8 protein-coding genes and 5 pseudogenes are annotated in these 11,693 nt (G+C 40.2%); 7 read left to right on the top strand and 6 right to left on the bottom strand.

The window, feature by feature from the left end:
- The first annotated feature begins 77 nt into the window (after positions 1-77).
- Both AC0L6R_RS00375 and AC0L6R_RS00370 read left to right on the top strand, forming a co-directional pair.
- Positions 78-1,777 (top strand): annotated as a pseudogene (locus tag AC0L6R_RS00375) (1-acyl-sn-glycerol-3-phosphate acyltransferase).
- Positions 1,749-2,805: pseudogene (locus AC0L6R_RS00370) on the top strand (NAD(P)H-dependent glycerol-3-phosphate dehydrogenase). Before AC0L6R_RS00375 ends, AC0L6R_RS00370 begins: the two co-directional pseudogenes overlap by 29 nt.
- Before the next feature lie 199 nt (positions 2,806-3,004).
- On the opposite strand, the gene AC0L6R_RS00365 reads toward AC0L6R_RS00370, so the two are convergent.
- The 4 genes and pseudogenes from AC0L6R_RS00365 to fbp form a co-directional block, all read right to left on the bottom strand.
- On the bottom strand, positions 3,005-3,475 hold the full coding sequence (locus tag AC0L6R_RS00365) for a PQQ-dependent sugar dehydrogenase (RefSeq protein ID WP_473269366.1): 471 nt from the start codon (positions 3,473-3,475) through the stop codon (positions 3,005-3,007).
- Positions 3,393-3,728, bottom strand: a pseudogene (locus AC0L6R_RS00360) (PQQ-dependent sugar dehydrogenase). The gene AC0L6R_RS00365 and the pseudogene AC0L6R_RS00360 overlap by 83 nt, the downstream one beginning before the upstream one ends.
- Positions 3,661-4,251, bottom strand: coding sequence for a PQQ-dependent sugar dehydrogenase (locus tag AC0L6R_RS00355; RefSeq protein WP_473269367.1), 591 nt, complete (start codon positions 4,249-4,251; stop codon positions 3,661-3,663). Before AC0L6R_RS00355 ends, AC0L6R_RS00360 begins: the two are co-directional and overlap by 68 nt.
- A 78-nt stretch (positions 4,252-4,329) precedes the next feature.
- A pseudogene (gene fbp / locus AC0L6R_RS00350) lies at positions 4,330-5,368 on the bottom strand (class 1 fructose-bisphosphatase).
- 57 nt (positions 5,369-5,425) lie between these two features.
- Between fbp and AC0L6R_RS00345 the strand changes: the two are divergent.
- Positions 5,426-6,694, top strand: coding sequence for an aspartate kinase (locus AC0L6R_RS00345; RefSeq protein ID WP_473269365.1), 1,269 nt, complete (start codon positions 5,426-5,428; stop codon positions 6,692-6,694).
- 91 nt (positions 6,695-6,785) lie between these two features.
- Complete coding sequence (locus AC0L6R_RS00340; RefSeq protein ID WP_473269364.1) at positions 6,786-7,910, top strand: Gfo/Idh/MocA family protein; 1,125 nt, start codon at positions 6,786-6,788, stop codon at positions 7,908-7,910.
- Positions 7,911-7,930: 20 nt separating this feature from the next.
- On the opposite strand, the gene AC0L6R_RS00335 is transcribed toward AC0L6R_RS00340, so the two are convergent.
- Positions 7,931-8,806: a fructosamine kinase family protein gene (locus AC0L6R_RS00335; RefSeq protein ID WP_473269363.1), complete on the bottom strand. Its 876-nt coding sequence runs from the start codon at positions 8,804-8,806 to the stop codon at positions 7,931-7,933.
- Entirely contained in the window at positions 8,799-9,284 is a 486-nt protein-coding gene (locus AC0L6R_RS00330) for a low molecular weight protein-tyrosine-phosphatase (protein WP_283414060.1), read from the bottom strand. Before AC0L6R_RS00330 ends, AC0L6R_RS00335 begins: the two co-directional genes overlap by 8 nt.
- Before the next feature lie 186 nt (positions 9,285-9,470).
- On the opposite strand from AC0L6R_RS00330, the gene AC0L6R_RS00325 reads away from it, so the two are divergent.
- The 3 genes and pseudogenes from AC0L6R_RS00325 (at position 9,471) to rsgA (ending at position 11,639) form a co-directional block, all read left to right on the top strand.
- Complete coding sequence (locus AC0L6R_RS00325) at positions 9,471-10,262, top strand: 3-deoxy-D-manno-octulosonic acid transferase (protein ID WP_473269361.1); 792 nt, start codon at positions 9,471-9,473, stop codon at positions 10,260-10,262.
- Positions 10,234-10,716 (top strand): 3-deoxy-D-manno-octulosonic acid transferase, encoded by a 483-nt coding sequence (locus AC0L6R_RS00320; protein WP_473269360.1) that lies wholly within the window; start codon positions 10,234-10,236, stop codon positions 10,714-10,716. The genes AC0L6R_RS00325 and AC0L6R_RS00320 overlap by 29 nt, the downstream gene beginning before the upstream one ends.
- A pseudogene (gene rsgA / locus AC0L6R_RS00315) lies at positions 10,713-11,639 on the top strand (ribosome small subunit-dependent GTPase A). The gene AC0L6R_RS00320 and the pseudogene rsgA overlap by 4 nt, the downstream one beginning before the upstream one ends.
- Positions 11,640-11,693: the final 54 nt, after the last annotated feature.

The raw sequence follows: 11,693 nt of genomic DNA, 5'->3' as shown, positions 1-11,693 counted from the left end.
ATTACTTCACAGGGATCATTCATATAAGAAAGGGCTTTTCACTATCTTTGGATTGATTTTTAATAAAAACCAGCCACTTGGAGGAGAAATACATCAAGCATAAGTACGAGCCGATTCACCCTAGTAAAGAGGAATGGCCAGTTAGTGAAGTTGGCGCGAGAGCGGAAGGAATTTGTAAAAAAAGTTGCTGACCTGTCGGAGGATAGGATTCTCAATCTCACTGGCAACAGTCCTGATATTCTCAAAGAAGAATTGGAAACGACTTTATACCGGGAGAAACTTCGAATCAAGCAAAATCCTTGGGTTGTAGATCCTGATGATGATTCGTCTTTTTGGAGTGGAGTAAGTCTTCTTTGGTACAAATAAGTACTGAAACAGTAAAAAGTAAGGTCAAAAAACTGCAGGCTTACAAGGTGGTTTTGAATCAAATCACAGCTCGCTACGCAGAGGAAATTGCCAGTAATTTCAAAACTACCCATTATAAGTTTACCCGATCAGTGGTTACTTATGGGTTTTCGAGATTGCTGAATGCAGCTCGTGTGAAGGGTTTCAAGTCTATTTTCAGCAATCAATACACCTTACAGGATAAAATACAGATCACTGGAGAAACAGATCAATTGCGTGACCTGGCTACTAAAGGCACCGTGGTCATGGTTCCCACTCACTTCAGTAATCTTGATAGTATCTTGATCGGATGGGTGATTTCTGTTTTAGGCTTACCGCCTTTTATTTATGGAGCAGGATTGAATCTCTTCAATATTTCCATTTTTGCCTACTTCATGAATTCTCTCGGAGCCTACAAAGTGGATCGGAGGAAAAAGAATCTGATGTATCTGGAGACGCTCAAAACCTATTCCAAAGAAGCCATTCAGTTTGGATGTCATTCCTTGTTTTTTCCTGGGGGAACTAGATCCCGCAGTGGGATGATCGAGTCCAAACTCAAACTTGGCCTTCTAAGTACTGCGATCGAGGCACAGCGGGCAAATTTCGAAAATGGATTGAATGATATCTCAGGTAAGATTTTCATCGTTCCGGTTACGATTAATTATCACTTTGTATTGGAAGCGCCGAGTTTGATCCGAGATCACTTGAGCATCACCGGTCAAGAGCGTTATTATAAGGAGAATGATGAGTTCTCCAATTCGTACAAGATATCCAAGTTCCTAATCAAGTTTTTCACCAAAGGATCTGATATCTCAGTGTCTGTAGGTAAGGCAATGGATGTGTTAGGGAACTACGTGGATGTGGATGGCAGAAGCTTGGATAAACATGGTCGGGTGATTGATACGAGGGATTATTTTATTTCTGACGGGAAAGTCTCAGTGGATAATCAGCGGGAGGAAGAATACACGAATATGCTTGGAAAGCGAATTGTGGAGGAATTTCACAAAATCAACCGGGTGTTTAATTCTCATTTGGTGGCTTTTGTGGCTTTTGAGCTAATCAAAAAGCAAAACAGAAAACTTGATTTGTTTGACTTACTAAGATGACCAGAGGACAGATATCGCGATCCCTTATGAGGACGTTTAAGGCAAATTGTCAGTCTTGTGCTAGACAAAATCAAGGAATTGAAGTCACAGGGATTGATCATATGTCATCTTTCGCTTGATTTGGATGAAATAATCAGTCGAGGGATGGAAAATGTGGGTATGTACCATGCTAAACGCCCTATTATCCGTGACAAAAATGGGAGATAGGAACTGATGACATGAGCCTACTTTATTTTTATCATAACAGATTAACCGGATATGGACTCGAAAAAAACTCACGAAGCTAAGTATATCGGAGTGGTAGGAGTGGGAAGCTTTGGCGCAGCCATCGCAAATATTCTAGCGGCTAAAAACCCTGTGATGGTCTATGCCGAAAGCAGGAAGTAGTCAATGAAATTAATTCGTCTCATTCTGCTCAAGGAAAAGCATTGGCAAAAAATATAATTGCTTCTAATGATCCTGCACAACTTTGCAAAAGCTGTGATGTGCTTTTCTTGATGATTCCATCTTCAGGCTTTCAGGAAGTAGTGAAGACTTTTTCGCCCTATTGTTTTCCTATCACTTGATTATTCATGGTACCAAAGGGCTCTGTTTGAATCTCAAGTCTGGAGAAACACTGGAAACAGTCAAGAAGATCAAACGTAGTCAAATACTGACGATGAGCGAAGTAATCCTGCAAGAAACTGTGGCTGTAAGAGTTGGGTGTCTAGCAGGGCCAAATCTATCCAAGGAACTGGCTCAAGGTCAACCTGCAGCTCTACTGTGATAGCCGAGAAATACAATGAAGTGATTTTAGAAGGTCAGAGTTTGTTGAGGTCTGAGAAATTTCAGGTTTATGGAAATTCCGATATTATCGGCGTGGAGATAAGTGGAGTATTGAAAAATATTATTGCTATCGCCTCAGGTGCATTAGCAGGTTTAGGTTTGGGCGAAAATGCCAAAGGATTGCTGATCAGCAGAGGAATGGTGGAGATGATCCACTTGGGAAATGCACTGGAGGGAGTATTAAATCCGTGATGGGTTTGGCAGGAATTGGCGATTTGGTTACTACTTGCAATTCTATACATTCAAGGAATTTTACTGTAGGTTACAGACTTGCGAAAGGAGAGACCCTTGATTCGATTCTTGCAGATATGGAAGAAGTGGCAGAAGGTATAAATACGGTTAGAATAATTAAAGCATTCCTGAAACTGCTGATCTCCGGGTGCTGATCACAGAAAATTTATATCGTGTGCTTTTTGATGATTTAGAAGTAGAAGATGCACTACAGTTTTTGATGAAATACCCATTCAATGTGGATGTAGATTTTGTGTAGACTTTTGGCTGCAATGGACACAGAGTTTTATACAGTGAGCACAGATTTAACTTGCTTCCCTTGAAGTAGGATTTGAAGCACTACCATATGCCAACTAGTGATCTGTCAGATTTTTGAGAGAAGTGTGGCGCTTAGTACAGTTAGAAAAAGCCACTTCTGAGTGATCAAAAGTGGCTTTTTCCAATTTTGTTATTATTTCTTATCTAATCGGAATCAACTTTACCATTAAGCCTGTACCTTCAGTAATAGCATAAATATAGCCATCTGGGCTTTGAGATACCTGGCGTACACGCCCAATGTCCTGAAGCATTATCTCTTGCTCTCCAGCAGTAGATCCATTCATGTCTACACGGTTGATGTGCATTTTCTTTAATGCGCCGATAAGAATATCTCCTTTCCAAGCGGGATATTTATCTGAAGTCACCATTGTCATACCCGCAGTAGCGATGGATGGTACATAATAAGTTAATGGTTGTTCCATTCCTTCTTTTTCCTGAATGTCAGAAACTGGTTTGTCATCATATCCAATTCCCCAAGTAATCACTGGCCAACCGTAATTTTTTCCTTTTTCCAAGAAATCAACGTTACTACCTTGAATACGTGTCATGTTCTTCATAAAGTTGATCATTTTCTTTGTCGAAATACAAGCCTTGAGGGTTTCTGTTTCCATAAGTCCAGATTGAAGCTACTGCACCCAGTATTGTACAAATGGATTGTCAGTCGGGATTCTTGCCATCGTCATGAATTCGGTGAATTTTTCCATGAGAGTTGGTCAAATCCTGTGCATTTGTAGGAGTGTTTTGACGGTCTCCACTAGAATAGTAAAGGTATCCGTCGTTATCGAATACAATTCGACTACCGTAATGCGCATTGCTTTTCCATGCTGGAAGCGATTGAATCCAGCTCTTCTTGATTGACTGCATTATTGCCTTCTAATTTAAATCTTGTGATCGTTGTAGCGGATGTGCTATCTGGCATTAGCTTGCCATAGGAAATATAGATCCAGCCATTCTCATCAAATTTTGGATGAGCTGTAACGTCCAACAAACCAGATTGACCTTTTGTCCAAACCTCAGGTAGCCCCTGTACTTTCTCTCCGGTGAATTTATCGTCTTTGAAAATAAGGATTTCTCCTTTTTTCTCAGTAACAAGCATTCTACCATCAGATAGCCATGTCATGCCCCAAGGATTTTCAAATCCAGTATAAAGGGTGTCACAATTCATTAATAGCTGTTCAGTTTGAACAGCGTAAGTCTCATCGATAGGTTCGACTACAGCTTCTTGCTCTTTAGGTGAGCAAGATGTTGCTAAGGCGATGCCAGATGCTACGAGAGCGATAGGCAGGTATAGTTTGTTTTTTGTCATGTGTTTATATTGTTTTCCAATGGTCACATGGAATCTCGCATGCATTACAGTAAAACCTCTATGCAAGGGGTTCTTACTCATGCTCGATTTCATAGCGTTGTAAATAAGTTGCAAGATAAAATACATCTTTGACTCTTGCCAGCTCATTCGATGACCTGCTTAGGAAGTCGGCTTTTCTACCGGGTAATTCATGAATGCTTCTGCTTCCTGTACCATCTCTGATGAACCAATCAGTAGCGGTGTTCTTTCGACGAAGCGTGGTCGGTTGGATCTCCAAAATCCGGTTGCATCCATCTGTTGCCATTGCACCAGCTTGCTCCGCTATAAGTGCCAAGGCATTTGCTTCATACAACAATCGTAATTTCCCGGATGGGTTCTTATGAGTAGCAGGATAAAGGTAAATCCCACCTTTTAGCAAGTTTCTATGGAAGTCTGCTACCAAGGAGCCAATGTATCTGGCAGAGTATCTCCTATCCTTGCATTGGTCTACATAAGCCTTCATTCCTTCTTCCCATTCTTTCTGAGAACCTTCATTTACGGAATAAATTTCTCCGTTTTTTGGAGCCTGAATATTGGGGTGGAAAAGGAAAAATTCCCCCAACGATTGTTCGTATGTAAAGCCATTTACTCCGCATCCTGTGGTGTAAACTAACATTGTCGAAGAGCCATAGAGCACATAACCAGCAGCGACCTGCTCCGTACCTGCTTGCATGATGTCTTCTCTTTGAATAGGGCTTCCAGCCGGAGTCTTTCTGCGGTAAATCGAAAATATTGTTCCTATGGAAATATTTACATCAATATTGGAGCTGCCATCGAGGGGATCTATAGCAACTACATACTTTCCAGAGCTATTTTGTAAATCAATCACAGAATCCTCTTCTTCAGAAACTATGGCACAGACTTCGCCACCCTTACTCAGGGCACGCATAAATCGGATATTAGCAATGACGTCCAGCTTTTGTTGCTCTTCTCCTTGTACATTGACTTGACCAAAGGCCCCGCCGATATTTGATAGTCCGGCTCTAGTGGTTTCGCGATTTACTATCTTGGCTGCAAGTGCGATATCTCGCAGAAGTTGTGAAAGTTCACCTGAAGCAAAAGGGAAATCGCTTTGCTTGAGTTTAATAAATCTGTCTAAGGTAGTGCCGACAGAGTAGGCTAGTCCGCTTTGATCAGGTTGGTAAGGAAGGATTTTCATATATTGGAATAGTTCAATTGGTGGTTTAATCTTATTGAAAAGTAAGCAAATATTTTAATGACAAAAACTCAGATTTATAAATTTGGCGGAGCTTCTGTAAAAGATGCCCCTGCAGTTAAAAACTTGGCTAATATTCTCCGTAATCGATTGCGAAATAATTTTGTGATTGTGGTTTCAGCCATGGGAAAAACTACAAATCATCTTGAAACTATTCTCTCTCTTAAATTAACAAATCAGGATTATTCTTGGAATAGTTCAAATTTGAAGTCTTACCACCTGGATATTTGCACAGAGTTATTTCCCGAGGGACATGTAATTTTCCCTAAAATCGAGAACTACTTCATCCTGCTCCATCATGAACTCAACAAACCTGTTTCCAAGGAGAATTACGATGAATATTATGATCGGGTAATTGGTTTTGGAGAAATGCTTTCTTCCAGAATTGTCATGGAGTATTTATGCTCGCAGGCATTACTCGTCCTGTGGCAAGATGCACGGGAACTGATCTGTACAAATAGTGATTTTCGATTTGCTAAGGTAGATTGGGAGAAAACGCGCAGAAATTGCCAATCACAATTGAGACCGAAATTGGAGCAGTTTCCTGTTTTGACTCAAGGATTTATTGGTGCTGATTCATCTGGAAGACCGACAACGTTAGGTCGAGAAGGGTCTGATTTTACTGCGGCAATTCTAGCCACTAGCCTTGATGCCGGATCGGTCACGATCTGGAAGGATGTGCCTGGTGTGCTCAATGCTGATCCAAAATTATTCAAGGATACGAAGCTTTTTAGTGAGCTGGATTATCAGCAAGCAGCACAAATGACCTATTACGGAGCTTCGGTGATTCATCCTAAGACTATTAAGCCATTGGCGAATGCAGGAATTCCACTCTTCGTCAAATCTTTTCTCCATCCGGAAGAGAATGGGACAAAAATCCATAAGACAGCAAAGGTTGAAACTGTACCGACTATTATTTTGAAAAAGGATCAAATTCTAGTGTCTTTTAAAGTGACGGATTTCACTTTTATTGAAGAGAAGCACATCCATCAAGTGTATGAACAGTTGCAAATGTTAAAGCTCAGGGCAAACATGTTGCAAACCTCAGCGATAACTATCTCCATCGTGGTAGACTCCCAACTGTTCAAATTGGAGCAATTGTTGGCCAAACTTAAAAATGATTTTATAATACGATACAATGAAGGCTTAGACTTGTTGACGGTATTACATCCAAAGCCGGATTCAATCCCGTCTCTATTGGATGGGTACGAGGTACTGCTGGAGCAAAGCACCAGAAATATGGTGCAGGTAGTGAGACGGTTAAACTAGACTTTCGATAAAAGTCATTTCCTGAAACCACTGGTATTTCATCAAAAATCAATAGTTTCAGGATATAAACTCGATAACCTAACCTTACCCTATGAAAACTAGAAGAATATTTTTACAAAGAGCCAGTCTTTCTGCTATGGCATTGACTGTGCCCGTTTTAAACCCATTTTCTGTTATGGCTGATCAAATTTCTGAATATGCTAAAGATTCAAAAACCTTGCGTGTTGCAATCATGGGCCTTGGTAGCTACGGCACCCGAGTTGCGGAAGCGATTCAAAGTTGCCAGCGAACCAAATTGGTTGGAGTAATCAGTGGAACTCCCTCAAAAGTGGTTGCTTGGAGAGAGAAGTATGGTATTCCTGAGAAAAATTGCTACAACTATGAGAATTTCGATGCAATCAAGGATAACCCTGACATTGACGCCGTCTATGTGATCACTCCAAATGCTCTACATAAGGATCAGGTAATCCGAGTAGCCAAAGCTGGAAAGCATGCTATCTGCGAAAAACCGATGGCTGTGAACGCAGCAGATGGTCAAGCGATGGTCGATGCGTGCAAAACGGCAGGCGTTCATCTTTTGATTGGATATAGAATGCATTTTGAGCCAAATACATTAGAAGTGATTCGAATGAGAAAGGCAGGAGAATTTGGTGACATTCGATTTTTTCAGGGACTAAGTGGTTTTACCATTGGTGATCCAACTCAATGGAGACTAGATCCGAAACTTTCAGGCGGTGGCGCCATGATGGATATAGGGATATATTCGATTAATGGTGCCCGGTATATGATTGGAGAGGAACCAATTTGGGTGACCGCTCAGGAGGTCAAAACCAATCCTGAAAAATTTAAAGAGGGAATTGATGAGACGATCACATTCCAACTTGGCTTTCCAAGTGGGGTAATTGCTTCTTGCTTATCTACCTACAATATGAATAATCTAGATAGGTTTTATCTTAATGGAAGCAAAGGCTGGGCAGAAATGCAGCCTTCGACAGGCTATGGTCCCATAAAAGGGGAAACCAATAAAGGCCCTTTAACTGAGCCAATCGTCACGCATCAGACAGTTCAAATGGATGAAATGGCAGCTATAATTTTTGATGGGAAAAAGCCTGAAGTACCCGTAGATGGAGAAGAAGGAGTGAAGGATATGAAGATAATAGATGCTATTTTCAAAGCTGTAGAAACTGGAGAAAAAGTACTTCTGAATTTAAGTTGAAATCTTTAAAATGGGGTAGCCTATTTAACAAATCGGTTGATGATCCGCTCGATTCCTGGAAGATAGGCTACGCCAAAAAGATTCAAATGAACCAGCAGTGGATACAGATTATATAATCCCATTCTGTCTTCAAAACCTGGCTCTAATGGTAAAACAGATTCATAAGAGTCATAAAATTTCGAGTCAAATCCCCCAAATAGGCGACTGAAGGCTATATCCATTTCTCGGTGTCCAAAATAGACGGCAGGATCTATAAAGCATGGCTCTCCATCAGGTGTGGCAATCACATTTCCAGACCATAAATCGCCATGCACCAAAGAAGGTTTTTCCTTGGGGAAATTGCTTTCCAGCTTAGGGTAGATTTCTTGAAATTTCTTTAAGAATTCCAAAGGAATCAGGCGATCAAAATAGGCTTTCCCAATTAGAGGTTCCAATCGCTGCTCAATGTAGAAGTCTACCCAATTGGATGTTTGTAGGTTTTTTTGATGAATAGATGCAATGTAATTGTCCTTTTCTAACCCGAATTCATTTCGAGATGTCAAATGAAGATGAGCCAAGCCAAGTCCCAAGTTTTCCCAATAGTCAAGTTTGGCCTTACCTTCAGGGATGAATTCAGACAGCAAAAAATTATAATCCTTCACTCTTCCACAACCATAAGTTTCTGGAACTTTGAGAAAAGTGGATTGACGTAGAAGATTTAGCCCTTCTTCCTCTTTGTGAAGAATATCCCTTTCATGATCGAAGTTTAGTTTTAGAAAAAATACGCCTGAATTGCTTTCTATTCGGATACCTTGATTATGATTTCCCGCTGCTACAAGAGAAGCTGATTTTAATTCAGCCGTAGTACCTAGGCTTTCAAAAAGTATTTGTTCGTAGATCTCGTGCTGGTCAAGCATAGAGATGATGGGTCGCTTTAACCTGTATTAGAAAACGATCAAGGGCCTCATCCAATATTTGGTATATTTCCTCAAAACCCTCTTCTCCACCATAATATGGATCTGGAACTGACATTCCCTGCGTTTCAGCCACAAAGTCACGCATGAGGTAAATTCCTTTGTCCTTAAAACCATACCTTGCTTTTAAGTTATTAAGATTTCGAAGGTTGTTGTCATCCATTGCAAGGATGTAATCAAAATCCCTGAAATCTGTACGATTTACTTGTCTGCCGCGATGATTAAGAGGTAAATTATATTTATTGGCACATTTTATTGTTCTTTCATCAGGCAGTTCTCCAATGTGAAAATCTGAAGTACCGGCACTATCAGCTTTAAATTGTGATTTCATGCCGGCTTGCTCTACTTTATAATTAAAAATAGCTTCTGCAAGAGGTGATCTACATATATTACCTAAACAAACAAATAAAACTCTAATCATATTATTAGCTGAACTTAATTAGCTACTTGAAAAACAAAGGCTTTGAAAGTAGCTATTTTTAGGGGGAAATGCACGGCGAGATTCGTCTTTTTTGTATGAATATTCAAATCCATGCTTTCAAAGAGCCTTTTAGCCTGAATAAATCATTAATAATAGTATTTCATGTCAAATAACTACTTTTGATAAATGAAATGGATTTATCGAATCGGGATATTTTTTGCCAGAATACTTTTACTGATAAGCGGACTCTTTATACCCAAAATTAGACATTTCTCTTCTAGCAGAAAAAATCTATTTCAAAGACTGATAGTATTTAGGTCTAAAAACAAAGGTGAGCTAGCGTGGTTTCACGTAGCATCCTTAGGGGAATATGAACAGGCTAGGCCGGTTATTGCTGAGTTAAAACGCTTACAGCCAGCTCAATTGGTTGTTGTTAGTTTTTTCAGCCCATCTGGCTATGACAATGTGATTAAAAAATCTCAGCCTAATGTAGATTTTATTACATATCTGCCGCTGGATAGTAAAAAGCTGGCAGATAATTTTGTGAATACCCTGAACCCTAGCATGGCATTTTTTGTCAAGTATGATCTTTGGTATCATCATATTGCTGCAGTAAAATCCCGCAATACCCCACTTTTTCTATTCTCAGCATCTTTTCGACCTAATCAAATCTATTTCAGAAGTGATGGATTTTTTAGAAAAATCTTGTTCCAATTCGATTACATTTTTACCCAAAATAAAAACACATTCGACCTACTTAAGTCTATAGGTTACCAACATACAAACGTAACTGGGGATACTAGATTTGATAGAGTTACGGAAACTGCACGTAATCAGAAGGACTATCCAGAGATGGCTAAATGGGTTGGGGATAAACCAACTTTAGTGGCTGGTTCTGTTTGGCAGGAGGATATGGATCTGCTAATTCCGCTGATGAATTCAAAGCCAGGTGTATCGGTGGATAATAGCGCCGCATGATTTGAGTCCTGAGCCAATGAATCGTTGGTCGGATCAGTTATCTTTGTCTTCCGTCAGGTATTCCCTTTGGGATTCGGACGATTCTCCAGATGTGCTTTTTATAGATAATATTGGAATGCTAAGCTCTTTGTATCAATTTGCTAGGATAGCTTATGTAGGCGGTGCATTTGGAAAAGGGCTCCACAATATATTAGAGCCGATTGGATTCAAAGTCCCGGTGATATTCGGCAAATTGTCGAAGGTGGATAAATTTCCTGAAGCAGCAGAAAGCCAGGCCAAGGGGTGCGGATTTGAAGTAAGTGATGCAGAGAGTTTGAGTCTGGTATTTGAGAAATTGGAGCAACCTGAATTTTATCAGGAAAGTGTGAAATCTGCTCAGCAATGGCTTGATATGAATATTGGAGCAGCAGCAAAAATTATAGAAAAGGTGGAAAAACTAGTTTCAAAGAAATGAGGGGAAGAGTTATAAAATCTACAGGGAGCTGGTATCTTGTTCAGACTGAAGGAGAGGTAGTCGCTTCTAGATTAAAGGGGAAATTCAAACAGGACGAGCTAAAGTTGACTAATCCTATTGCAGTGGGAGACTGGGTAGAATTGGAAAAAGAAGACAATCAGGAGACGGCGGTGATTTCTGATATTTTGCCTCGAGAAAACTACGTAATTCGAAAGTCTACTCGGAAGCAACATTTTTCTCATATCATTGCGAGCAATCTCGACCACTGGCAATTTTGGTCATCACCATGAAAAGCCCAAGAACATCTCTGGGTTTTATTGATAGGTTTTTGGTGAGTACAGAGAGCTTTAGGATTCCAGCTATTCTGGTAGTAAATAAGATGGATCAAATGTCCGGCGAAAAAGCAGATGACTGGCTCTTGGATATTCATGAGATTTATGAGCCATTAGGCTATAAGGTGCTTGAAGTTTCGGCTTTGAAAGAAGAAAATCTTAAAGAAAAGTTTGATTCAGTACTCTCCGGAAAATCTACTTTAATCTCAGGTCATTCAGGTGTAGGGAAATCGACTTTGCTCAATGCTTTGGTGCCGGAAGCTACCCAGCATACAAAAGAAGTTTCTGGATTCACTTCTAAAGGTGTACATACGACTACTTTTGCGGAGCTTTTTAGGCTGGAAAATGGTGGGGATCTGATCGATACTCCCGGGTATTAAGGAGTTTGGGATTCTGGATATCGAGGATAATGAGCTTTCACATTATTTTCCAGAAATGAGAAAGTATCTTGGGCAATGCAAGTACAATAACTGCCAACATGTGAATGAGCCAGGTTGTGTCGTGCTTGAGAAAGTGGAAGCGGGTCATATTCATCCTTACCGATACGAAAGCTATTTGAATATCCTGAATGAGGAGGATGACTATAGATAAGCTGCCTGCTTGATTTTGAATCCAAGTAGAATTGGCCTAATTTTCATTTTTATA

It is taken from the genome of Algoriphagus sp. 10J20-15 (genome assembly GCF_055809615.1).
This window is presented reverse-complemented; position numbering and strand designations above follow the sequence as displayed.